12 protein-coding genes, 6 pseudogenes and 2 CRISPR repeat arrays are annotated in these 24,030 nt (G+C 69.3%); of the genes and pseudogenes, 15 read left to right on the top strand and 3 right to left on the bottom strand.

Annotated elements, in window-relative coordinates; genetic code table 11:
* Positions 1–798: 798 nt before the first annotated feature.
* Positions 799–1,092 (bottom strand): FxLYD domain-containing protein, encoded by a 294-nt coding sequence (locus tag ACQEU8_RS00350; protein ID WP_433095660.1) that lies wholly within the window; start codon positions 1,090–1,092, stop codon positions 799–801.
* Between the two features lie 252 nt (positions 1,093–1,344).
* On the opposite strand from ACQEU8_RS00350, the pseudogene ACQEU8_RS00345 reads away from it, so the two are divergent.
* From ACQEU8_RS00345 to ACQEU8_RS00330, 4 genes and pseudogenes are all read left to right on the top strand, one after another.
* A pseudogene (locus tag ACQEU8_RS00345) lies at positions 1,345–1,638 on the top strand (IS630 family transposase); the annotation flags it as partial.
* A gap of 774 nt (positions 1,639–2,412) precedes the next feature.
* Positions 2,413–3,639: a cytochrome P450 gene (locus ACQEU8_RS00340; protein WP_433095659.1), complete on the top strand. Its 1,227-nt coding sequence runs from the start codon at positions 2,413–2,415 to the stop codon at positions 3,637–3,639.
* A gap of 891 nt (positions 3,640–4,530) precedes the next feature.
* The gene (locus ACQEU8_RS00335) at positions 4,531–4,965 is read left to right on the top strand and encodes a hypothetical protein (RefSeq protein ID WP_433095658.1); all 435 of its coding nucleotides are present in this window, start codon (positions 4,531–4,533) and stop codon (positions 4,963–4,965) included.
* A 480-nt stretch (positions 4,966–5,445) separates the two neighbouring features.
* Positions 5,446–6,007: pseudogene (locus ACQEU8_RS00330) on the top strand (cysteine hydrolase family protein).
* Positions 6,008–6,523: 516 nt separating this feature from the next.
* Here ACQEU8_RS00330 and ACQEU8_RS00325 read toward each other — a convergent pair.
* Positions 6,524–7,213 (bottom strand): annotated as a pseudogene (locus tag ACQEU8_RS00325) (transposase).
* A gap of 121 nt (positions 7,214–7,334) precedes the next feature.
* Between ACQEU8_RS00325 and istA the strand changes: the two are divergent.
* The 11 genes and pseudogenes from istA to cas2e all read left to right on the top strand — a co-directional run.
* A pseudogene (istA, locus tag ACQEU8_RS00320) lies at positions 7,335–8,976 on the top strand (IS21 family transposase).
* Positions 8,973–9,774, top strand: a pseudogene (gene istB / locus ACQEU8_RS00315) (IS21-like element helper ATPase IstB). The pseudogenes istA and istB overlap by 4 nt, the downstream one beginning before the upstream one ends.
* 233 nt (positions 9,775–10,007) lie before the next feature.
* Positions 10,008–10,928 (top strand): DMT family transporter, encoded by a 921-nt coding sequence (locus ACQEU8_RS00310; RefSeq protein ID WP_433095657.1) that lies wholly within the window; start codon positions 10,008–10,010, stop codon positions 10,926–10,928.
* 1,731 nt (positions 10,929–12,659) lie between these two features.
* Positions 12,660–13,788: direct repeats of the CRISPR family, unit length 29 nt; unit sequence CGGACCACCTCCGCGCGGGCGGAGAGAAC.
* Positions 13,789–13,952: 164 nt separating this feature from the next.
* Positions 13,953–16,751: a CRISPR-associated helicase Cas3' gene (gene cas3, locus ACQEU8_RS00305; protein ID WP_433095656.1), complete on the top strand. Its 2,799-nt coding sequence runs from the start codon at positions 13,953–13,955 to the stop codon at positions 16,749–16,751.
* A 181-nt stretch (positions 16,752–16,932) separates the two neighbouring features.
* Positions 16,933–18,474, top strand: coding sequence for a type I-E CRISPR-associated protein Cse1/CasA (casA, locus tag ACQEU8_RS00300; protein WP_433095655.1), 1,542 nt, complete (start codon positions 16,933–16,935; stop codon positions 18,472–18,474).
* Entirely contained in the window at positions 18,471–19,166 is a 696-nt protein-coding gene (gene casB / locus ACQEU8_RS00295) for a type I-E CRISPR-associated protein Cse2/CasB (RefSeq protein ID WP_433095654.1), read from the top strand. The genes casA and casB overlap by 4 nt, the downstream gene beginning before the upstream one ends.
* Before the next feature lie 56 nt (positions 19,167–19,222).
* Entirely contained in the window at positions 19,223–20,362 is a 1,140-nt protein-coding gene (gene cas7e / locus ACQEU8_RS00290) for a type I-E CRISPR-associated protein Cas7/Cse4/CasC (RefSeq protein WP_433095653.1), read from the top strand.
* 5 nt (positions 20,363–20,367) lie between these two features.
* Positions 20,368–21,126, top strand: a complete 759-nt coding sequence (cas5e, locus tag ACQEU8_RS00285) for a type I-E CRISPR-associated protein Cas5/CasD (protein ID WP_433102070.1) — start codon at positions 20,368–20,370, stop codon at positions 21,124–21,126.
* On the top strand, positions 21,123–21,779 hold the full coding sequence (gene cas6e / locus ACQEU8_RS00280; protein WP_433095652.1) for a type I-E CRISPR-associated protein Cas6/Cse3/CasE: 657 nt from the start codon (positions 21,123–21,125) through the stop codon (positions 21,777–21,779). Before cas5e ends, cas6e begins: the two co-directional genes overlap by 4 nt.
* A 59-nt stretch (positions 21,780–21,838) precedes the next feature.
* Complete coding sequence (gene cas1e, locus ACQEU8_RS00275; protein ID WP_433102068.1) at positions 21,839–22,759, top strand: type I-E CRISPR-associated endonuclease Cas1e; 921 nt, start codon at positions 21,839–21,841, stop codon at positions 22,757–22,759.
* Position 22,760: 1 nt separating this feature from the next.
* Positions 22,761–23,045 (top strand): annotated as a pseudogene (gene cas2e, locus ACQEU8_RS00270) (type I-E CRISPR-associated endoribonuclease Cas2e); the annotation flags it as partial.
* A 61-nt stretch (positions 23,046–23,106) separates the two neighbouring features.
* Positions 23,107–23,442: direct repeats of the CRISPR family, unit length 31 nt; unit sequence GCGTGCTCTCCGCCCGCGCGGAGGTGATCCG.
* 303 nt (positions 23,443–23,745) lie between these two features.
* Here cas2e and ACQEU8_RS00265 read toward each other — a convergent pair.
* Positions 23,746–23,877: a hypothetical protein gene (locus tag ACQEU8_RS00265; protein ID WP_433095651.1), complete on the bottom strand. Its 132-nt coding sequence runs from the start codon at positions 23,875–23,877 to the stop codon at positions 23,746–23,748.
* Positions 23,878–24,030: the final 153 nt, after the last annotated feature.

Here is a 24,030-nt window from a genome sequence, read left to right as displayed (position 1 = left end):
CGGCAAGCACCGTTGCAGTATTAGGCCCCCGCCAGCGCGCTCCAGGAACGTGCTGCGCAGGCCGAGGAAGAACGGGACGGCGCGTACCGCGAACGCGCCCAGCTCCTCGCGTGGCGCGCCACCCTAGTCCCCGCCGTCATCGCCCCTGCCGTCGACGTGAGCGGCCCAGACTGGCAGCTCCTCTACCTCGCCAGCCCGGCCGGGCAACTGTCGTGGCACATCCACCCGCGCGACGCCGAGCTGTTCAACCCACGTCGAGCACGTGCCGGCCGACGACCCGCGCCGGGCCGCGTGATTGCCGGCTCCTCGGGCCACCCACAATCAGCCCGTGCTCGACACCGCATAACGAGTGATCCGGGCAACGCCGCGCGGGTGAACGTCCGACGATCCGGGTGAGTCCGCCGAGTGCCATGGGGCGTCCAGGCGGAACATCCGCTTACCATCCGGCCCAAGTGGCGAGTCGTCAGGAGATGTGATGAACACTTTCACGAAGAGTCTCAGATGTCTGGCGGGAGTGGGTGCGGTAAGTGCCACCCTGCTGTTCGGCGGCGCTGGCCACGCTTCCGCTGATGGGCCAGCAGCCGCGACGATGACGGCTATCGCGTTGGCCGAAAGCGCCGGTCGGCCTGTCGGGACCCTCATTCCTCGGGCTGGCAAAATCTTCCGGACTCCGACCGTCCCAGCCGCGACGATGACAGCGATCGCATTGGCGGAAAGCGGCGGTCGGCCTGCTTGAACTCTGAGTGATCCCAACGTGCGATGAAGCCCCGCCGACCGGCGGGGGCTTCATCGCTCGGATCAGTTCGGGGTGCGGTCGACCTCCGTCACGCGGACGTTCTTGATGTCCGTCATCGTGCCGTTCTCGATCTCTTCCTTCACCGGCGCCGTGTCCGCAGTCCTTGACTTCCCGGGGCCGAGCTTGTCCGCCGTCACCCCGGTCGAGCCGAGCACGTCACCGTACTTGTCCAGGAACTCGAACTGGGCGAAGTAGTCGGCCGGCCCGTCGCCGTTGTTGGTGATCATGTAGCGCACCACGTAGGCGTTCGGCTTCCACACGTCGTGGTTCTCCACCCCGGACTTGGTTATCTTCACGTCTGTCGGCGTACTAGTCGAAGTGCATAGCCGCGTACGTTTGAACGGGCTCTGTCGCTGATCTTGTGATGCGGGCATGGGCTGATCGTTTTGCTCAGGTGTGCAGTTCAGGTGGTTTGCAGCGGCTGCTGCCGCATCTGTCGGAGGTCGTGGTCGAGTCTGTGCAGCGGTGTACGGATGCGATCGTGCCACTTCGGCCTCGCCCACGGCATCAACGGCGGCGGCAGCGACCTCTACCTGCCCAAGATCGGGGCCGCGATCGTGCTCGACAACTTCTTCCCTCACCTGACCACGAAGAAGGACACCCGGGTCGGTGACTGGGCCGTGGCCAACAACATCGGGTTCGCCTGCACGCCGACCAACAGTTCATGGCTGAACCGCATCGAGGCTCAGTTCACCGCCCTGCGTTACTTCGCACTGGACGGCACCGACCATCCCAGCTGCAAGGAACAAGGCAGCATGATCCGCCGCTACATCATCTGGCGGAACAAGCACGCCGCCGAGGAACGGCTACGCGCAGTGGTCAACAGGGCGAACGTTGCCTGATACGGCACTAGATCTCGTGTGCGCTTTCCGTTGGTCTGACCTCGATGTAGGCCACTGCGCGGCGCTCGGACGCGCCGAGTGGGTCAAGGAACTGCTCAACCGCTCGTGCCCGCTTCAGAGCCCCAACCAGGAACGGCTCCACCAGATAGCGCATACCGGCACGGTACGGCCAACTCGGTCCCGCTCGAGGGCGTTGTGGTGTACCACCGCCCGGCTCACCGGTGGGCCGCATCCCTGCTTACGCGCCCCTCAACGACGTCGCTACTTCGGCCCTGGTGGAACGCCACCCACCTGCGAGGCCTTCGGTGGGTGAGTGGCCGAGGATTGCGTCGCTGGCGTCGCGGGTCAGGTGCAGGGTGGTTTGGGCGGCTGTCGGGAAGGGGCGTGCGCCGGGCGTAGTCGCAGGCGCAGCCACGTGGCGTGGGCCGGTATCGGCGGGTCGGGGGGTACCGGCGTGCGCTTACACCATTGGGTCATTGCGGACATACTTCAACAAGGTTGTGGAAGTACCTATTTGAGCCGAGCCGGTCACGAGGTTGGTCGGGGTACGTCAGCCTGGCATCGCCCGGGAGCGGTTCATTCCCCTCGGGGGCGCTCTGGCTGCGGGTCGCGGTACACGGACTTCTGCTGCAAGGGACCGTCGTCATGCCTGCTAAGGATCACCGGACTTGGCTCAACGGCTGTGCAGAAGCCTTCAGCGGTGAAGCGGGAGCGGTGCGCAGGCGGTGCGGGTGGGCTGTGTGCGAAGGGGCACCGGAGGTGGGGGGGACGAGGATGGGGCACAGGATCCGTTTGCGGCGGGACCCTCTCGCCTACATCGAGGAGCTCAGCCGCGGCAGCACGGCGAAGGTGATGCGGCTTCCCTGGGGTGGCTGGTGTGTCCGCGATACTGAGCTGGCGCAGAAACTGCTGCGGGATCCGGAGTACCACAGGGGCGGGTCGGTCTTCTTCGGCGAGCTGCTGCCCGCTCGCGGTGCGCAGGCGGAGCTGGGGCGCGCGGTCCGCAGCCTTCTGCGAGCCGGCGTGCCTCGCTACCGTGCCGCGTTGCCCGAGGCGGTGGCTGCTCTGCCAACGGCCAGCCGGTGGCCTGACACGGGCACGCGGCTGGTCTACCGCTGCCTGGCGGACGTGCTGCTGCACCCCGGCACACCGGGCGGCGGCCGTGAGCTGATGCGCCAGGCCGCCCACGAGGGCGTGGCGGTGCGCTCGCCGCACGTGTGGCAGCGGGCCCGGGCGGAGCTGGTGCGGGCCAGGCTGGTGACCGCCGTGACCGAGGAGGCGCACCGCCGCCGCCGGCAGCCTGCCGACGAACCGCAGGACATGCTGGACGCGGTGCTCACGGTGTGCCCGGAAGCGGAGATGCCTGACCGGACAGTAGCCGACCTGCACCTGATGATGTTCCGGGCGATCATGGCCCCCGTCAGCGCCTCGCTGGCATGGTCGGTACTGCTGGCCTGCCTGCACCACACCAGGGCCACACCGTGGCCCTGGCCGGTCGAACACGTCGTGCGTGAGGCGCTGAGGCACCGCCCGGCACCCTGGATGCTCGGGCGCACCCTCCCGCGCGCTGTGGACCTCGGCGGCACCGTTCTCCCGGCCGGTGAGCTGCTTTCCGTCTGCCCGTACCTGCTGCACCATGACGAACGCCACTGGGATTCCCCTGACGCCTTCCAGCCTGAACGCTGGGCCGACAGCAGCGGGCACGGCCCCTACATCCCCTTCGGTACGGGGCCTTTCGGCTGCGCCGGCGCGGCCGTGGCACACACGCTGCTTACCGAGTCGCTGACCGCCCTCACCGACCACGCCTGCCTGGCTGTCACCGACGGTGATACACGCGCCGTCATGTCGGAGGGCAACGTTCCGCGACCGTTCATTCTGCACCGCACCCCAGACCACCCGCCCGACACGACACGAGAAGGAGGTGATCAGCCATGGCCGCCACGATGCGACGCGTCTTCACCAACAAGCCAGCCCGACGCTGGTACTGGTACTGACGACTAGGGCACCACCGGCCCGGACGCCTCCGGCGTCCGGGCCTTCTCCTCCAGGGCCCGAGGCGGGGCCGGTCACGCTGGCCAACCCGCCGTGACCAGCCCACCTCGTTCACCGGCCGCGACCACCCGCCAGGCGCTTTCCGCCTTCACCTTCACCACGGCCGCCGTCCGGCAACGCCGCCGGTGTTCCGCTGGCAGCGCCGCCATTCACCGAACCCCCTCGGAGAAGTGGATGCTGGTCATCTTCCGGGTAGCTGGCCGTGTGTGCGGCCTCCACGGTCCCCGGCTCCGGCGAGGTCCTGGCAGGCTACACGCCCATGGCGCTGCGGGCCTCCGCCAGCGTCCTCGTGGCCGAGGTGCATGCAGGATCCGAGGCGAGCTGTCGGCGCGTGCGTTGATCCAGTCTCGCTTGTCTCAACGCCCGGGGCGGTACCCGGGTGGGATCCAGTCCCTTGACCAGTCCTGCGTCGCCGATCCGTGGCAGCGGGTCACCGACCGGGTTGGATCCCGGCGTCTGCGGATCCGCCGCTGGGACCAGATCGTGGATATCTGGGCGGCCGGGGACGCCGAAGCCCTGGCCGACGCGTGGGATGACCAGGTTATCGACCTCGGTAGCCAGGGGGGCCAGTACGAGTACGCAATCTCGGTCGGTTTCTCAGCCTGAGCGACGGACCCTCAGTACTTGTGTCCGATCCTCCCACGGAGAACCGACAGGCCATGGCGGTGAGGCAATGAGTGTGGTGCATCGGGCTCGTGGCTGGGGGCAGCGTGAGGGGTGGCCGGACGATGTCCAGGACGTCTGGCAGACTGCGCGGCATGGACTTGAACGGAGCGCTGCGCTGTCTCGCAGAGGCGGAGGGGGACCGGCGTCGGCCCGAGTTGTGCGGAGGCCGCTACCTTGCGGGCATACGGAGAGGGTCTCGAACTGGACGTCTCGCACCTCCGCGCCCGAGGGGTTGAGGAGTTTGCGGCCATTGGTAGCGCCGCGTCACTCTACGAAGCGCTGGATCTGCTGGTCGACGACTTCTTGGCGGCGACCGGCGACACTGCGGGGGAGCTGCTTGACCGGCTGGACGATGCCGGGCCGGTGAAAGACGACTGGCCGCTGCTCGCCGCCATCTTATCGCCGCGACGCCGCCTCCTCGCGTTGATTCTGCTTGGCTTCGGCGGTCCCATGGATGTCGTCACCGACCGGTTCGAGGAGGAGTTCTACCTTGGCGGTGCCCTGGCCGACCTCCCCGGCGCTCGCTTTGTCCTTCTCGCGAGCGCGGATCCGCCGAACCAGGACTTCACTCTCAGCGTGCTGGAACTCGGGGTCCGCGGGGCCCACTGACCGTCAACGCATGCGTGACCAGAGACCATCAGCACGTGGCAGACACGTTGGACCGTGACATCCCAGTACCAATGCCTTTGATGGCAGCACCGACCGCGCCTGAGCCGCACGGAGCAGCATGCCTGCCCGAGCTACCTCGCCGCCCCTACTCCTTGGCTCAGGGCGCTGATGGTGCGGCAGCGGTAGGCTGGGCCTGGTCGGAGGGCCGGTCCAGTTGCTGCTGACGGCGGCGCTGGGGGATCCCCGCACGCGCGGGGTGGTCCCAGCTGCACTGAGTAGGTGCTTCGAACCCGAGGTGACTGGGTGATCCCGAGTTCTTTTGAGCCCACGGTGCTGGGTTCGGACACCGGGGCCGCGGTGGCGAGGCCGAGGCGGACGCGCACTGCGGCGCGACGCTGATGAGGATCTCCGAAACTGCACCGCGGCTCGGTTGATCCACCAGACTTGCACTTGTTTCCCAACGGTGAAGGGACGGCAAGCGTGGCGAACAGCGCACTTCTGGTGATGGACGTCCAACGGGACGTCGTGGCCATCGCCGACGACGGTTCCGGATATCTGCCGCGCTTGCGCAGGGCGATCGACGGTGCCAGGGCTGCCGGAATCCCCGTGATCTACGTGGTGATGGGGCTACGGCCGAACGATCCGGAAGTCAGCCCTCGCAACAAGGTGATGACAAATGTGATGCGGGCCGGCCTGTTCACCGAGGGTGCCCATGGCACCGAGATTCATGACGACGTCGCGCCCCAGCAGGGCGACGTGGTGGTTACCAAGCGACGGGGGAGCGTTCTCGGGCAGCGACCTCGACTTGGTACTCAGAGCGCGCGATATCGACAGCCTTGTTCTCACCGGCATCGCCACCAGCGCTGTAGTGCTGTCCACCCTGTGGCACGCCATCGACTTGGACTTCGGCCTCACCGTCCTGACGGATGCCTGACTCGACACCGACCCCGAGGTGCACCGGATACTCACCGAAAAGCTGTTCCCGCAGTGGGCAGATGTCGTCGCCGTCGAGGACTGGCTCAAAGCCATCGGACCGCAATAGCGCCGCTGTGGCGCCATCGGCGAGGTCGACGCCTTGCTTGTGCAGCCAGCGGGCCAGGCGCATCCACTCGCGGCCGTTCTCGAGCATTTCGGTGGCCGAGCTGCGGGTCGGTGCGGAGACACCACGACGTTTGAGGAAGGTGGGCCGTAGCTGTCCATTGGCCATGTCCAGGTGGGCAGTTTCAGCGTGCGAGCAAGGGTGCGGGACAGTTCTGCCAATGGAGGGCTTCCATCTCCTTGGAGGGATTTGTCGATGAGCGGTGCCAGGAGCCAGACGAGGTCTCGGTATCGGGCCTGGGGTGCGTGTTGTCGGGCCTGATCCACTCAGGCAGCACCACGAGCGTGTCTGTGCTGGAGCAGCGGCAGCACGTACGAATCGTTCTCGGCCGGGGCGGTGGTCACCGGGCGAGCTCTCCGTTTAGCTGCGCGGCCCCTTGAGGCGGCACGCCTAGGCGCTGTCCCGCAATTGATCTCTGGCTCGCGACGGGCAGGTTCGGCCGGAGGCGGTCGAGTGCACCTACCCAGCGAGGGTGAGGTTGTGGAGGCGTGCGATGCCGTGCACGGCGTGGTGGACGCCGTCGCCTTTCAGGCGGCAGTCGCGAAGGATCTTCCAGGTCTTCATGCGGGCGAAGGTGTGCTCGACGCGGGCCCGGACCTGCTTGTGGGACTTGTTGTGCGCCTGCTTCCAGGCGGGCAGCTCCTCGTCCTTGGAGCGGCGGCGGTACGGGATGACCAGGCCGGTGCCGCGATAGCCGCCGTCGGCGATCGTGGTCGTGGAGCCGACGGCGTCCTGTGTGCCGGATTCGCTCCAGGCCCGGCAGTCGTTGCGGTTGCCCGGCAGCGGCCGACCGACGACCACGACCAGCCGGGTGTCGGCGTCGATGACGACCTGGTGGTTGGTGGAGTAACGGTAGTTCTTCGACTGTTCGGCAACCCTGTGGTCGCAGGTGGGGACAAGGGTGCCGTCGACGATGAGCACGGCGTCCTTTCGAAACCGCTTGCGCGGCTGGAGTGCCAGAAGCGGGCCCAGATGAGCGATGATCCGGTCCGCCGCCGACTTCGACACCCCGAAAAGTGGGGCGAGTTGGCGCAGCGTCAGGTTAGTGCCGCCAGTAGGTCACGACCAGCATTACCCGGTCCTCCAGCGGCAGGCTCCACGGCCGTCTGGCCAGGGCGTCTGTCAGAGGCCCCGCCAAGGCGACTTCAACTGGCCCCAGCAGGAGGGGCATTCGGGGGCACTGAGGGGTGGTGGCGAGGCGAAGTGGCCCCACCCTGGCTCATGCGGTGGAACGGTGGATGTGGTCCGCCGAGGGGGGTGGGTGCTGTGGATGTCCTTGTCCAAGCAGGAGTTGTTCGACCGGATCCGCCGGGACAGCTGGCAACAGCAGCTGTCGATCCGGGCCTTGTCGCGGAAGGACGGCGTGCACCGGCGTTTGGTGCGGGAGGCTCTGGCCTCGCCGGTGCCCAAGCCCCGCAAGCAGCCGGCGCGGGTCTCGCCGCGGATGGAGCCGTACAAGAAGACGGTCGACGAGTGGCTGAGGGCAGACCTGGAGGCGCCGCGCAAGCAGCGGCACACCGCGAAGCGGATCGGTACGCGGCTGGAGGAGGAGTTCGGGGTCACGCTCCCCTACACCACGGTGCGCGACTTCGTCACCGCCCGCCGCCGAGCGATCGCCGAAGAGGGCGGGGTGCCGGCTGAGGGCTTTCTGATCCGGCACAACGCTCCCGGGGCGGACGCCGAGGTGGACTTCGGAGAGGTGTGGGTCGACCTGGCCGGGCAGCGGGTGAAGTGCTATCTGTTCGCGTTCCGTCTGGCCTATTCGGGCCGGGCGGTGCACCGGATCTCCCGCTCGTGTGGGCAGCAGGCGTTCTTCGAAGGGCACGTGCACGCCCTGTCCGTGCTGGGCGGGGTGCCGGCCGGGCAGGTCCGCTACGACAACCTCACCCCGGCCGTTGGCAAGGTCATCTTCCGCAGCCGGCTGCGGGAGGAGAACCCGAAGTGGACCGCACTGCGCGAGTTCTACGGGTTCAGTCCGTTCTATTGCGAGCCGGGACTGCGCGACGCCCACGAGAAGGGCGGGGTTGAGGGCCAGGTCGGCTACTTCCGGCGCAACTACCTCACCCCGGTCCCGCGAGTGGCGACGCTGGAGGATCTCAACCAGCAGATCACCGTGTTCGAGGAACGCGAGCTGAACCGCCGGATCGGCTCGCGGATCCGCACGATCGGCCAGGACTTCGCCCGGGAGGCGCCGCACCTGCTGCGGCTGCCGCCGGAGCCGTTCGAGACGGCGATGACCTTCCAGCCGAGGGTCGATCGCTACAGCCGGATCACCGTCAAGATGTGCTCGTATTCCGTCCCTGTCCGCTTCATCGACCGCAAGGTCACCGTCCACTTGACCGGCGACACGCTCGTCGTGGTTTGAGGGCCGCCGGGAGATCGCCCGGCATGCCCGGCTCGCTGGCCGCGGTCTGGAACACCTGGTCCTGGACCACTATCTGGAGGTGCTGCTGCGCAAACCTGGCGCTCTGGACCGCTCCGAGGTGCTGCATCAGGCCCGCGCCGAGGGCACCTTCACCGTCGAGCACGAGGCGTTCTGGGCCATGGCCCAGCAGCAGCTCGGTGAGACCGAAGGAACGAAAGCCCTGGTCAGGATCCTGCTCCTGCATCGCCACCAGCAGCACGCCGACGTGCTAGCGGGCCTGCGGGCCGCCGTCGAGCTGGGCACCTGCAGCGACGACGTGGTCGCCCTGGAGGCCCGCAAAGCCGCCCAGATGGCCGGCCGGGCCCCCACCGTCACCGCCACACCGGCGCCGCCCGATCAGCCGGGGCCGCTTGACCCGCAGCTGCCGCAGGTCAGCCACCTCACTCCGCGCCGCCTGGCCAGGCCCCTGCCCGAAGACGCCCGCCCGCTGCCCCGCCTGGAGCAGTGGGACGAACTGCTCCAGCTTCGCCGGAAGGATTCGCCATGACTGCCGTCCATCACGCGCTGACCGCCCAGGCGTCCGACGCCGCGATCGACACCGCCTGCCGGATGCTGCGGCTGCCCACCATGCGGGCGCAGGCCGCCGACACCATCGCCCGCGCCGAACGCGAAGGGCTCTCCTACGCGGGCTTCCTTGCCGAACTGCTGATGGCCGAGTGTGAGGACCGCGACCGGCGCCGCGCCGAACGCCGCATCCGGGCCGCCCACTTCCCCCGCGAGAAGTCCCTGCGGGAGTTCGACTACGCCGCCAACCCCAACGTCGACCCGGCCGTCATCCACAACCTCGCCACCTGCGACTGGATCACCAAAGGCTACCCGCTGTGTCTGATCGGCGACTCCGGCACCGGCAAGTCTCACCTACTGATCGCGCTGGTGCACCGCGGCCGCCATGGCCGGCCACCGTGTCCGCTACACCACCACCGCGGCCCTGGTGAACGAGCTCGTCGAGGCGGCCGACGACAAGCAGCTCGGCAAGACCATCGCCCGCTACGGACGCGTCGACCTGCTGGAAATCGACGAGTTCGGCTACCTCGAACTCGACCGCCGCGGAGCCGAGATGCTCTTCCAGGTCCTCACCGAACGTGAGGAGAAGAACAGCATCGCGATCGCCTCCAACGAGGCGTTCACCGGCTGGAGCAAGACCTTTACCGATCCGCGGCTCTGCGCGGCGATCGTGGACCGGCTCACCTTTAACGCCACCCTCATCGAGACCGGCACCGAGTCTTACCGCCTCGCCCGTACCAAAGCCCGCCGGGGCAAGCCAGGCACCCACCCGTCACATTGATGAGGCTCTCGGCAATAAACCGGGACAGCCCGGGGGATCACCCCGGCTAGGCTACGTGCCGTGCATTCCCACCGGATCATCTGCCCGCCGCCCCGCTCCTGAGCGGGGTGCTGCCCGGGTCCGGCCGATACCTGCGGCCGCGGCCCCAGTTTGGCGCGGTCTGATCCGCCGGTGATCCACTGACGCCCCGCTCCGACGTTGCCCTTCAACCACGTCGAAGCCGGAGCCCTTCCATGCCCACAAGCTCATCACTCGCCGCTGCCCGCGTCCCGCGGTCCGGCACCGCCCTGCTGATCCTCGCCGGACTCCTTTGGGGCACCGGCGGCCTCGCCGGCTCACTCCTCGCCTCCCGCGCCGGGCTTCAGCCAGTCGCCGTCGCCGCCTACCGACTGCTCGTCGGCGGCGCACTCATCACCGCCTACGCCGCGGCCGCAGGCCGGCTCAAGGCCGTGCCGCGCACGCGCGCGGCGGCGGCCCGGGTAGCTGCCTCCGGCCTGCTGCTGGCCGTATTCCAGGCCGCCTACTTCGCGGCGGTGGCGGCCACGTCGGTCGGCTTGGCGACTCTGACCACGATGGTCGCCATCCCCGTCCTGGTCACCATCGGCTCGGCCGCCCTCGACCGACGCCCGCCCACACGCCATGCGGCCGGATCGGTCGTGATCGCTGTCGGTGGGCTGGTGCTGTTGCTCGGTTCCCCGACCAGCACGGGTGGCGACCGTGCTGCGGGCGCGGGCTTGGCGCTGATCGCCGCTCTGGGATTCGCCGTGCTTACTCTGGACCGCCGGGCGCCGCTGCCCGGCCTGGAGCGAACCGCCGCGACCGGGCTGGGATTCCTGGCGGGGGGCGTGCTGCTGTTGCCCGTCGGCCTGGTGGCCGGGATGGAACTGCCGGCGCGGGTGGACGTGGCTGGCGCCTTGGTATTCCTCGGGCTGGTGCCCACGGCCGTCGCCTACACCAGCTACTTCGCGGGCTTGCACCGCGCCGGTGCAGCCGCCGGGGTCGTCGCAGTCCTCTTGGAACCTCTCACCGCCACGCTGCTCGCGGTGCTCCTTGGCCATGAGCGCCTGGACGGGGCCCAGATCTTCGGCGCCTTCCTCGTCTTGGCCTCGATCGGGATCCAGCAGGTTCCGGCCAGGACGACCTCCGCATCGTGAACACCGCCGGTTTGTCTGCGGTTGCCTCTCCTGCGAGGCGCTGAGTGGGGTGCTCGGGCGAGCCTGGCCTGTCCGTCGCCCGAGCACCCTGCGGTGAGGAATTCAACGAGCCCTATCAACGGAGCGGTCCCCATTCAAGCCGCCCCCCAGAGCCATCACAGCACGCCCGATCTTCACTAATCGTCCACGAAATGGGGCCAGTTGGAGTCGCCTCCATGGGGCCACTGGACGTCGCCCTAGCCACTGTGGGGCGCCGTCGCGGCGGCACACCAGCGCGTCAGGGTCCCAGAACGGTGCCTGGAGGCTGTACCCGTCGGGGCAGGAAGGGCCTGGCTCGCCGCGCTCGCCTCGGGGGCCAGCGGCCCCGGGCGGTCCCTGGGCGCCGTCCTGCCCGTCCTTGCCCGGCTCGCCGGGCGGTCCAGTGACCGTGGCTCCAGGCTCCCCCTTCTCTCCTTTCTCGCCGTCGGCGCCGTCCTGCCCTGCCCTTCCCGGCTGCCCGTCGTCGCCAGGACTGCCGGGCTTCCCCGAGGACCCAGGCCGGCCGGGCTTCCCCGGCTCGCCGTCGGGTCCGGGGATCGGTACGGGAACCTCGGCGCGATCCGGCAGACCTTTCACAGCCTTGCCCGGATCGGGAGCCTTCGGCTTGCCGCCCTTCGCCTGAATCTGCGCGCGCAGCACCCGCACGTCGCTCGCGAGGGTGGTGACCGCGTCGCCTCGGCGGTCCGCTTCGGCGGCCAGCTGCTCGGCGCGGCCTGCCTCGCGGTCGATGCGGGCCCAGATGACGACCACAGCGCCGGAGAGCGCGACGAGGATGCACGCCAGCAGCACGGGCCGCCAGCGGCGGGCGAGTACGCGCTGGGTGCGGGTCACGACGGGTCCCCTCCAAGCGTGGTGATGATGCCGCGCAGGCGGAGAGGACGGCCGGACAGTGGCCACTGCGTGCAGCGGTGACGGACCACCTCCGCGCGGGCGAAGAGAACTTCGACAGGGACACAGCGGTCCGCGCCACGTCCGGACCACCTCCGCGCGGGCGGAGACGACCCGGTACCACGGCGGCGCCCCGCGCGGGGTGGCGGACCAACCTCCGCGCGGGCGGGGAGAACTGTCGCCCCGTACCCGCACACTGCGCACCGATCGGACCACCGCGGAGAGAACTGCCTGCGCCAAGGGCTCACGCTTGCCAGGGACGGATCACCTCCGCGCGGCGGAGACAACGTGCGCGGCCTTCTGCTTTCCGTGCTGACCACCGGACACCTCCGCGCAAGCGGAGAGGACACGATGAAGTGTTCGACCAGGCCGCTGGGTTCCGGACCACCTCCACGCGGGCGGAGAGGACGAGAGACCCATCATGACCGAACCCCTTTCGACCGGACCACCTCCGCGCAGGCGGAGAGGACGACACGGGGGTCCCGCTGCAGCCCACCCCGGACGGACCACCTCCGCGCGGGCGGAGAGGACCACGAGCTGCCGAACGCCGACGGGTCGGGCCACGGACCACCTCCGCGCGAGCGGAGAGAACTGGACGTGCATGTAGTCGCCTGGGGCGTAGAACGGACCACCTCCGCGCAGGCGGAGAGAACCCCGGTCTTGGTGGTGTCGACCGACCCGCAGGCGGACCACATCCGCGCAGGCGGAGGGAGTAACGCAGCCGTCCTCCTGTGCGACCTCGACGGCGGATCACCTCCGCGGACGGAGAGAACGGAAGCCGCTCTCGCGCCGCTGCCTGACCCGCCGGACCACCTCCGCGCAGGCGGAGAGAACCCGGGCTCCCGGGGGCGCGGTCCGCCGATAGCCGGACCACCTCCGCGCGGGCGGAGAGAACGAAGTTGAGTGTCCTGTCCGGCATTCCCTCATCGGACCACCTCCGCGCGGGCGGAGAGAACGGCTCCGAGGTGTACGCCGACGCAGACGGCATCGGACCACCTCCGCGCGGGCGGAGAGAACGGCACGATCCTCGTCCTCAGCGCGTTGCACGGCGGACCACCTCCGCGCGGGCGGAGAGAACACCTTCACCGCCGAGTTCTCCTACACCGGCACCGGACCACCTCCGCGCGGGCGGAGAGAACTGACGCGCCGTAAGAGTCGCGTCCTCGTTCATCGGACCACCTCCGCGCGGGCGGAGAGAACCCGCCCGGAGTGACGGAGTCGGGCGAGGTGTCCGGACCACCTCCGCGCGGGCGGAGAGAACAGGGCCCCATGCGCGAGCAAGCGGCCCGCGACCGGACCACCTCCGCGCGGGCGGAGAGAACAAAGCCGCCTCCAGCGCCTTGCCCCGCATCCACGGACCACCTCCGCGCGGGCGGAGAGAACTCGCCGACCTCGCGTTCCGTGGCGGCTTCGACCGGACCACCTCCGCGCGGGCGGAGAGAACATCGTGGCAACGGCGACCTGCCGGGACTCTGCCGGACCACCTCCGCGCGGGCGGAGAGAACGTGAGGTGCGGGATCGAATCCCGCCCGGGGCGCGGACCACCTCCGCGCGGGCGGAGAGAACCCCTCCACTGCGGTCTCGTCGCAGCGCCAGCACGGACCACCTCCGCGCGGGCGGAGAGAACGCCCGGCCGGGACTGGCGAGGCCCTGGCGCAGCGGACCACCTCCGCGCGGGCGGAGAGAACGCCGGGCCCCTGGCTCTGGGAGGCACCGCAGTCTGGACCACCTCCGCGCGGGCGGAGAGAACCACTTCCACGCCCAGGGCTACCGGCTCCACGGCGGACCACCTCCGCGCGGGCGGAGAGAACGGGTCTGGGGATGTCTCTCAGCCCGCAGGGTTCGGACCACCTCCGCGCGGGCGGAGAGAACTGTCGGGCTTCCGGCGGGGGCCCGCCCGGTCGCGGACCACCTCCGCGCGGGCGGAGAGAACACTTCCTGACCTGCAGCTTACTGGGAGCTTTGCCGGTTGTTGACTGTTGGGTTGGTCGGCTGTCGGGAGGTAGGGCGAGTCCTCAGCACTGTCATCTGTGCCCTCGTTGTCAGTGGGTCCTGTTTAGGTAGTGGTAGGGGAGTTGACGCTACAGGGGAGGGCTTGTGTTGGGGTGTGGTGGTCCGGGGGATCGGTCGCCGTGGGGGAAGGCGTTGGAGCGGCGTGGTGTGGTGTATCCGCTGTTTTTCCATCTGCTGGACAGTGCGGCGATTGCTGCTGGGCTGTGGGATCGGTTCCTGTCTTCGAATCAGCGGGTGTGGATTGCCCGGGGGCTGGGTGTTCCGCAGGGGGTGGCTAGGGGGTTGGTGGCTTTTTGGGCTGGGTTGCATGACCTGGGGAAGTTGACGCCTGGTTTTCAGCAGTGTGCCCCGGGCGCGTTTAGGACGGTGAGTCCTGCGCTGCGTGCGGATGTGGGGGATGTCGAGCGGGTGGGGCATGCGCGGGCGTCCATGTTCACGGCGTTCGGGCCGTTGGTGGAGTTGGGGTACGGAGCCGATGAGCTTGAGGGGGTGGCGGCGGGTGTCGCGGGGATCCTCGGCGGTCATCATGGGCGTTTCCAGCAGGCGGACCCGTTGGTCCTTGCGTCGGCCGACTGTGTGGCGGGGCTGGGTGGCGCCAGCTGGGATCGTCTTCGGCGGGAGTATGTCGCCTTCGTGCACGAGCAGGTGGGCGGACCGAGGGTGCCGGCGCAGGTGCCTGCTGCGGTGGGGGTGCTGGTGACGGGGCTGGTGATCCTTGCGGACTGGTTGGCGAGTCAGGAGGACTACTGGCTGGCCAAGGACGTGTCCGAGAAGGCCACGGCCGGGTCGCATTTCCGGGAGGCGGTGCGCAGTGCGGGAGAGGTGATCGAGCAGGCGGGTCTGGCCAGGGCGGATCTGGAGCGGCTGCCGTTTGCGGAGCTGCACCAGGTCCAGGAGCCCAATCCGCTTCAGCGCTCGGTGATGGAGGAGTTGCCAGCTGCGGTGCAGGGCGCGGGCATTCTGGTGGTGACCGCTGCTCCGGGGGACGGTAAGACCGAGACGGCGCTGGAGGCGGAGCGGGTCCTGTCCCAGGCGGCGGGGACGCGTGGTCTGTGTTTTGTGCTGCCGACGATGGCGACGAGCGATGAGATGTACAAGCGGGTTGCCACGGCGGTCGCCCGCCAGTCTGCGGGGGGCGTCTCGGCGGTCACGTTGACGCACAGCATGGCGTGGCTGAACGAGGCGTACGGGGATGCGGAACTGGCCTCTGGCAGTCGGGTGGTCAGCCATGAGGAGCCGGAAGGCGCCTCGGCGGCTGCGGAGTGGGAGCGGGCCAGGCCGGGGGCGTGGCTGCGCGGGTCGAAGAGGGCGCTGCTGGCGCAGTATGCGGTGGGGACGTTCGACCAGGCGCTGTTGTCTGTCCTTCCGGTGCGGCACAACAGTCTGCGGCTGTTGGGGCTGACGGGGAAGACGTTTGTGGTTGATGAGGCTCATGCGTATGAGCCCTACGAGCGGGAGCTGTTGCAGCGGCTGTTGTCGTGGCTGGGGCGGTTCGGCTGCCCGGTGGTGTTGTTGTCGGCGACACTGCCCAGCACGGCGGGGGACCAGTTGGTGCGCGCCTATCTGCGAGGCGCGGGCTGGAAGAAGCGGCAGTTGAAGGGCCGGTCGTTTCAGTCGGCTTACCCCGGGTGGCTGTTCGTGGGTGCGCAGACGGCCGAAGCGACGCCGATGTCGTCCGGGCGCCAAGAGCAGCACCAGGAGCATCGGGCCGCCCGTCTCTCGGTGTGTGTGGAGCCGGTCAGCCACCGTTTGCCCCAGGATGCGGGGCGCCTGGCAGCGATCGGGCGGGAGTTGGCTCCTTTGGCAGAGGGCCAGGGGTCTGCTGCGGTGGTGTGCTCCACGGTGGCGGACGCGCAGGCTACCTACCTGCACCTGCGGGACCATGCGGATTTGCAGCCGGGTGATGAGCTCATCTTGCTGCACGCGCAGTTGCCCGGCGAGGTGCGGGAGGCGCGGGCGCGGCAGATCACCTCGCGGCTGGGCCGGAGGGGGCGTGTTCCGGGCCGGACGGTGGTGGTGGCGACCCAGGTGATCGAGCAGTCACTCGATCTGGATGTCGATCTGCTCATCAGCGATCTGGCACCCCTGTCGCAGCTGTTGCAGCGCGCGGGACGCTGCTGGCGGCATGAGGACTTCTGGCAGCGCTCCGGCTGCCCCGACCGCTACCGGACCCGGCCGGAGTGGGCGGGCGGGCCCAGGCTGGTCGTGCTCAACTCCCTGGATGGGGAGCAGGAGCCGCCCAAGCACTGGGGCAGCGTCTATCCCGCCTACCTGCTCTCGGCCACTGTCGAGGCCCTGGAGGAGCAGCCCGGTGGGTGGGTCGATATCCCCGGTGAGGTTCAGCGTCTGGTCGAACGGGTGCATGTGAAGGTGCCGGCCGGGGTGGAGGAGAAGCGCTACGAGCAGTATCTGCGCCTCCAGGGCGATCTCATGGCGCAGGAGCATGTGGGGCGGTGTGCGGCGGTGCCCGGCCCCAGGGCGCTGCAGGGGCTGCACGAGATGCACCGGGAGGCGCTGGATGAGGTGCAGGCGGCGACCCGGCTGGGAGCCGACTCGGTTCGCGTCCTGTGCTGCTTCCGCCAGGAAGACGGGTGCATCACGCTCGACCGGGCCGGCGAGCAGCCGCTTCCTGACCCCGGGAGAGGCGGGCGCCTGGCACCTGCGGACGTTCGCACAGTGATGCGGCGCACCATCCCCGTACGCGCAAGCTACCTCGCACAGCGCGGTGACCAGCAGTCGCCGCCGCAAGCGTGGGAGGAGCAGCCTCTTTTGAGTGATCTGGTGCTGCTGGTGAACGAGGAGCCGGGAGCTGTCGATGCGGCGGTGCACGTGGGGTCGGTGCGTTTCCGCTTGGACGACGAGCTGGGTCTCGTACGTCAATAAACCAGTTCGTCCTACTGAATCAGGAAAGACCCCCTAGTATGCAGGGCTCGGGCGTCGGCTGGGGGGCGGCGGTGGGCCGGTCTGCTCCGCACTGGAAGCAGGCGCGGCGTCGCGCCGTGCGTTGTTGCGGGTGTGGGTGCGGCGCTTCGGTTCTGCCTGGCCAGGGGAGGAGTAGCGAGTGGTGGACAGCCCGTTTTGGGATGTGCGCGAGGAGCCGTGGGTCCTGGTGCGCACGGCTGACGGGACGCAGATGGTGGGGCTGCGGGAGTTGTTCGTGCGGGCCCACGAGATCGTGGAGCTCGCCATCCCGGTTCCGCCTGCCGCTTCGGGTCTGTTGCGGATCCTGGTGGTGATGGCGGCGCGGATTGCGGGCCTGGCCGATCCGGAGGAGGACCGCGAGGCGGTCGAGTGGCTCAAGGACCGCAACGCTGCCCTGGCAGCGGAAGCCTTCGATCAGGAGGCGGTCAACGGCTACTTCGAACGCGAGGATCTGGCTGACCGGTTCTTCGTCTTCGGCGGACAGCGGCCTTTTCTGCAGGACGCGTTGCTGGCGCAGCAGTGCGCGAAGACGTCGGGGACCAACAAGATCGTTTTCGGGCGTGCGGCGGGCAACAACCCGGTGTGGTGGGGCCCGTCCTCTGATGTGGCGTCTTCTGCGCTGTCGGTGCCGGAGGCGTTGTGGCATGTGATCGCCCAGCACTACTACGGGCCGTCGGGGCGGTGCACGGCGCGCACCGTAGCGGGCAAGTCGGACGCGAACACGACGGCGGGCCCACTGCGGAAGACGGTCTCGTTCCATCCGGTGGGGCGGAACCTGTTCGAGACGCTGCTGCTGGGCATCCCCAGACCGCGCGATACCGATGAGGAAGTGCCGGATGCGGCCCCATGGGAGGAGGCCCAGGCGCCGGATCCGCAGCGCGGGCTGCCGCCGGTGACGTGGCCGGGGCGGCTGCTGGCGGGCCGTTCGCGGCACGCGATGCTGCTGGTGCCCTCCGAGGACGGGCAGGGCGTGCGGGACGCGTATCAGACGTGGGCGAGCCGGCAGGCGCCGCTGGAGACAGTCGACCCTTACGTGATCACGGATACCTCGCAGCAGGGGAGCCGGTACGCGCGGGAGGCGAGGGCGGATAGGGCGCTGTGGCGGGATCTGGATGCGCTGCTGCTCAAGAGCGACCGTACGGCGGGGACATCGCGTCCGCTGATCTGTGACGACCTGGCTGTCGTCCCGGCCAGGCTGCGGCCTCATGTGCGGGTGCGCGCCTACGGGTTCGTGCAGGACGGGCAGCAGGTGGACAGAGCCTGGTTCTCCGCCACCAGCCCGCCGCTGCTGGACTGGCTGGAAGAGCAGGACCTCTCCAAGGCTCGCCGGATCGCTGCCTGCAGGGAATGTGTGGAGAGGCACAGCAGGCTGCTGGAGTTCGCCGCCATGCTGGCCTGGGCCGAGTCGGTCTCTCCGCCGCCGGAGGAGGGCAAGCAGGTCAAGATCGACCGGAAGAACCCGGGCCCGTGGCGGCAGCTTGCACTGACCGAGTACTGGCCGCGGGCCGAGACGGCGTTCTGGGATCTGCTGCGGACCGAGAAGGACCCGCGAGGCGTCTTCGTGCAGGTGGCGGCCGAGGCGCTGCGCGCTGCGGTGGGCGGTGCCGAACGCGGCTGGAAGCAGGCCCGGGCCATCAGCCACGCCCTGGCCGTCCTGCACAAGCAGAGCAAGGAGACCCTGTGACATCCCCTTCCCTCACGCGGCCGAGTGAGAAGCGGTGGCAGCGCTTGGACCAGTTCGTCGCAGACATGGACGCCTTGTGCCGCTCGGACACCGGTGCCAGGGCGGCCTTGAGGAGCGGCGTGCGGCAGCCGGTCACCAAGTGCGGGCGCATGCACCGCTACCTGGCCCGCCATGTCTCCGAGAAATGGTCTTATGCGCGGCAGCAGCCCTACTACACCGTCGCCGCGCTGATCGCCGACAGCTCGCGGCAGCCCACCGCTGCTGACGAGGACCCCGTGGCCGACGAAGAGGACACCAGCCCGGATTCGGAAGCCGAAGCCGCCGACGCCACATCCACCGGACAAGGCCGGGAATCCGCAGCCGCACCGGATGGTGACCAGGTCTGGTGGGACAGGTGCCGGAAGGCGAATCTGGGCGCAGCGCTGGCACGCGGCGTGCGGCTGCCGGGCAAGCAGGCCCTCAATCAGGACACCACCGAGAAGCGCCTGCACCTTCTGACCCGCTCCAGCAGCTACACCCTCCACACTCGCCTGCCGGAGCTGACCCGCTACCTGCGCAGCCGCGGTATCGCGGTGGACTGGGCGGTGCTCCTGGATGACCTGGCCGCATGGGAGTGGTCGCGGGATGAGGTCGCCACGCGCTGGCTGCAGACCTTCTACCGCACTCTGCATCCCTCTGCCGACGAAGCCTGATCTGCCGCCGCGCTACACCCCTCTTCCTCTTCCGAGAATGAAAGTGAGCTCTTCTGATGGCCCGTTACCTGGATCTGCACGTGCTGCAGTCCATTCCGTTCGCCAACCTCAACCGTGACGAGCTGGGCATCCCCAAGACCGTGCGTTATGGAGATGCCGACCGCACCCGGGCGTCCAGCCAGGCGTGGAAGCGGGAGATCCGCCACGAGGTCGAGGAGCAGCTGGGGGAGTACGCCAAGCGCACCCGTCTGGTGCCGGCGAAGGTCACCGAGGCCCTGACCGCGGAAGGCTGGCCACAGGAGCTGGCGGCCTTCGCCGGTGAGCAGGTGGCCCGCTCGGCGGGCAAGGAAGGGCTGAAGGTGGAGGACGGGCAGACGGCTGTCCTGCTCTACGTGCCGCAGGCCGCGATCGGCGAGCTGGCGGCCGTCTGCCGTGAGCACCGCGAGGCTCTGGAGACGGCTCTCGAAGCAGCAGGGAAGGCCAAGCAGGGCAAGAAGAAGCCTGATGCGGTGCTGCCCACCGCGCGTATCGCGGAGCTGCTCAAGGGCCGCACGGCGAGCATCGACTTGTTCGGCCGGATGCTGGCGGAGCTGCCCGGCGGGAGGGTGGACGGGGCGGTGCAGGTCGCCCACGCGTTCACCACCAGCGGCACCGACCCGCAGCCGGACTTCTTCACCGCCGTCGACGACTGGCTGCCCGAAGAGCAGACCGGCAGCGGCCATATGCAGACCGCCGAGTACAGCGCGGGCACCTTCTACCGGTTCGCCACCGTCAACGTCGAAGACCTCCTGACCAACCTCGACGGGGATCTGGAGCGCGGCAGGCACCTGCTGGGCCTGTTCGTTGAGGCGTTTGTGATGTCGCTGCCGCAGGCGAAGAAGAACAGCACCGCCCCGCACACCATCCCCGACCTCCTCTACGGCGCGGTCCGCTCCCGCCGGCCGATCTCCCTGGCCCCCGCGTTCGAGAAGCCCGTCCGCGGCGGCGCCCAGGGCCTGGGTGCCCCCTCCCGTCAGGCGCTGTCCGCCTACGCCGGAGACGTCGAGCGCCTGACCGCAGGCAAGCGGCGGCTCGCGCACGGCCACGCCGGCGTGGATACCGAGGAACTCGCCAACCTGGGGCCGCGTCATGACAGCTTCCCGGACCTCATCGATGCCCTGGTGACCGCTGCGCTCACGCCGAAGGGTGCGGCGTGACCAGCATGCTCCTGCGCCTGGCCGGGCCCTTGCAGTCCTGGGGGGAACGCTCGGTCTTCGGCAACCGCGACACCCTGCCCTTCCCCACCCGCTCCGGACTGATCGGCATGTTCGCCGCCGCCCAAGGACGGCGCCGCGACGAGAACCTGGACCCCTACGGTCCGTTGGGGTTCACGGTCCGCATCGACCGTCCCGGCCGCCTGATCGAGGACTTCCACACCGTGGGAGGCGGACTGCCCGCCTCCCACGGTCTGCCCACCAGCGAGGGCAAACGCCGCGACACCGCCCTCGTCTCACGCCGGCACTACCTCTCCGACGCCGTCTTCGTCGTCGCCGTCACCGGCCCCGACCGGCTCATCGCCCAGATCACCGACGCGCTGGAGACCCCGGTATGGGCCCCCGGCCTCGGCCGCCGCGCCTGCGTGCCCGACGAACCCCTGCTGCTACGCACCGATGTCGAGGATCCCGTCCGCGAGCTGACCGAGCGAGTTCCGCTCAGTTCGAGCCACCAGCCCGCACCGGGACGCAAAACCGTGCCGGTCGACTTCATCTGGGACACCCCGCCCGAAGGCATGGCCACCGCGCAGCGATACGAGACCACCGACGTACCGCTCAGCTTCACCCCAGGCGACCGCCGCTTCAGCAGCCGCCCCCTGTGGCGCACCACCGAAGAGCTCCCCGCCACCTTGTACGCGCCCCGTCCCTCTTCCCGGGCGCTGATCGACTACGCCCTGGCAGCCTGCGCGAAGGAGGAACCGGCGTGACGCCCACCGCCTACCTCACCCGCATCCACCTCAACCCCCGCAACGGCCGGGTGCGACGCGACCTCGCCGACGCCGGCCAGCTCCACAAGACCCTCATGCGGCTGATGCCCGACCACCTGGGGGACAGCGCCCGCGCCGACAGCGGGCTCCTCTTCCGCCTGGATGAGACCGACACCGGACCCGTCGTGCTGGCCCAGTCCCGCACCACCCCCGACCCAGGTCGCCTCCCCGACGGCTACGGACAGGCCCAGGTCCGCGACCTGACCCCGATGTTCCACGCGTTGAGCGAGGGCATGCAGGTGCGCTACCGCATCGCCGCCAACACCTGCAAACGGCTGCGCCCCACACCCGAAGAAGCCGCCAAAGGACGCACACGCGGCAAACTCAAAGCACTCAGCGGACAGGAGGCAGCCGACTGGTGGCACCGCCGCGCCGAAACCGCCGGGCTGAACCTGCTGACCATCCAGCCCACCCACCTGTCCACCCTCCGCAGCCGTGCCGAGCCCGGCATGGCACACGCCGTCAACCGCTTCGACGGACAAGCCACCGTCACCGACCTGCAAGCGGTGATCACCGCAGTCCTCGCCGGCATCGGCAAAGGCCGCTCCTACGGCGCCGGACTCCTCAGCCTCGCCCCCGCACCACGCTCATGACGCCCGCCCCGTCCTCCTCCGCGAACGGGGCGGCGCGGCTGGCACGGCCGACCCTCACCATGCTGCCCGCCGTCGCCGACTCCCTGTCCTTCCTCTACGTGGACATCGCCCGCATCGTCCAGGACGACACCGGCGTGTGCGCCCAGATCGACACCACCCGCGGCACCGACACCGTCTACATCCCCACCGCCTCCCTCTCCTGCCTCCTGCTGGGACCCGGCACCTCCATCACCGCCCGGGCACTGGCCACCCTGGCCCGGCACGGCACCACCGTCGTCATCAGCGGAGCCGGAGCCGTCCGCGCCTACGCCGGCATCCTGCCCGACTCCCTGACCACCACCTGGCTCGAACACCAAACCCGCGCCTGGGCCAACGAACAACGCCGCCTGGAAGTGGCCACACGCATGTACCAGATGCGCTTCGGCCAGGACGTCCCACCAGGCACCACCCTCCAGCAGCTACGCGGCCTGGAAGGCCAGCGCATGAAAGCGCTCTACAAAATCTTCGCCGACCAGCACCGCATCGGCCGCTTCCGCCGCAACTACGACCCCCGCAACTGGCACGACCAAGACCCCGTCAACCAGGCCCTCTCCGCCGCCAACACCAGCCTCTACGGCGTCGTCCACGCCGCCGTCCTCGCCATGGGCTGCTCACCAGCCCTCGGCTTCGTCCACACCGGCAAACAGCACTCCTTCGTCTACGACATCGCCGACCTCTACAAAGCCCGCACCACCATCCCCCTCGCCTTCTCCCTCCACGCCAGCACCAACCCCGAAAGCGACGCCCGCAGACAACTGCGCGATCAGATGCGGCTGATCAAACTCCTGCCGAACATCGTCAAAGACGTCCAAGCCCTTCTCGACCCCGAGTCCGAATGGGACGAGGAGGGCACTGAACGCACCGACGTACCGCTCGTCGACCTGTGGGACCCCAAGACGGGCACCGTGCCCGCCGGAACCAACTACGCAGGAGCGGACTGACATGCCCGCCATGACCGTCCTGGCCACCACCGCAGTCCCCGACTCCCTCCGCGGCGCCCTCAGCCGCTGGACCATCGAAGTCGTCCCTGGCATCTTCGTCGGCACCGTCTCCGCCCGCGTACGCGACCAACTATGGGAAGCAGCCTCCGCCGTCGTCGGCGACGGCGCAGCCGTCCTCATCCACCCCGCACCCAACGAACAAGGCTTCACCCTCCGCACCGCAGGCCAACGCCGCCGCATCCCACAAGACTTCGACGGCCTTACCCTCATCCGCATGCAAGCCACCAACCCACCAAGCCCGGCGGTAAAGAACCAGCAAACCGCCCCCCTGAACCCCAGGTCGGGAAGCGTGCTCTCCGCCCGCGCGGAGGTGATCCGACGCCTACCGGCTCGCCCTTGCCGCCGAGCGCGTGCTCTCCGCCCGCGCGGAGGTGATCCGCCACGGGACACTGCCCCGCACGGCGGAGAACCGTGCTCTCCGCCCGCGCGGAGGTGATCCGCGGACCTGCCCCGGCTGTTGAAGTTCCGGGCAGTGCTCTCCGCCCGCGAGGAGGTGATCCGTGCAGCAACGCCAGCTCGGCCCCCTGCTCGTGGTGCTCTCCGCCCGCGCGGAGGTGATCCGGTCCTTCGGGGCCCGCGCACCCTGTCGGTATGGTGCTCTCCGCCCGCGCGGAGGTGATCCGACGATGCCCACGTTCCTACGCGGGCGGCGAACACCTCACCTTCGTCTACAGCCCGCTGGACAGATCCGTCCGCCTGCAGTGGACCAACAGCACAGGAGCGACAGTCCTCGACCTGTTCCGCGAGAGCGCCACCGAACTGATCATCCGGGCCGCCCCGGAGAGAAAGTGCCTGGTCACCCGTTTTGGCATGGGTGAATGCAGCGGAGAACTGCGCGTACAGACCCACCCCACAGTCACGGTCACCGATCGCCTGTTGTTCTGACACCGCAACCGGGCACCCCGCACAGCTCGGGCCCCCGGGGCCTACAGCGGGTCGGGGCCGCAGATGGCACAGCGCCTGGTGCGGCAGCCCTTCGGCCGCAGCTCCTCCGCGGTGTACAGCTCCGGCAGCCGCGGATGGAAGATGAACCGCCCCAGATCGCGTACCTCCGACAACCCAGCGGTGCAACCGGGTCCCGCTTCGGCCCTTGGCATAGGTGGCACCGGCCTCCCGCTGTGCCTTCCAGCGGGCCACGTCCTGGCGACAGGCGCGCCTCAGCACGGTCAGCCTCATCGCACGGCTGGCACCGGCCGGGCATGTACTGGCAC

Origin of the sequence: Streptomyces sp. CA-250714, assembly GCF_050936705.1 — a bacterium.
GTDB lineage: Bacteria > Actinomycetota > Actinomycetes > Streptomycetales > Streptomycetaceae > Streptomyces.
This window is presented reverse-complemented; position numbering and strand designations above follow the sequence as displayed.

Excerpts from the sequence above, each read along its gene's own strand:
- ACQEU8_RS00340 (WP_433095659.1), top strand. The coding sequence starts at position 2,413 with ATGGGGCACAGGATCCGTTTGCGGCGGGACCCTCTCGCCTACATCGAG.
- ACQEU8_RS00310 (WP_433095657.1), top strand. The coding sequence starts at position 10,008 with ATGCCCACAAGCTCATCACTCGCCGCTGCCCGCGTCCCGCGGTCCGGC.
- cas7e (WP_433095653.1), top strand. The coding sequence starts at position 19,223 with ATGGCCCGTTACCTGGATCTGCACGTGCTGCAGTCCATTCCGTTCGCC.
- cas5e (WP_433102070.1), top strand. The coding sequence starts at position 20,368 with ATGCTCCTGCGCCTGGCCGGGCCCTTGCAGTCCTGGGGGGAACGCTCG.
- cas1e (WP_433102068.1), top strand. The coding sequence starts at position 21,839 with ATGCTGCCCGCCGTCGCCGACTCCCTGTCCTTCCTCTACGTGGACATC.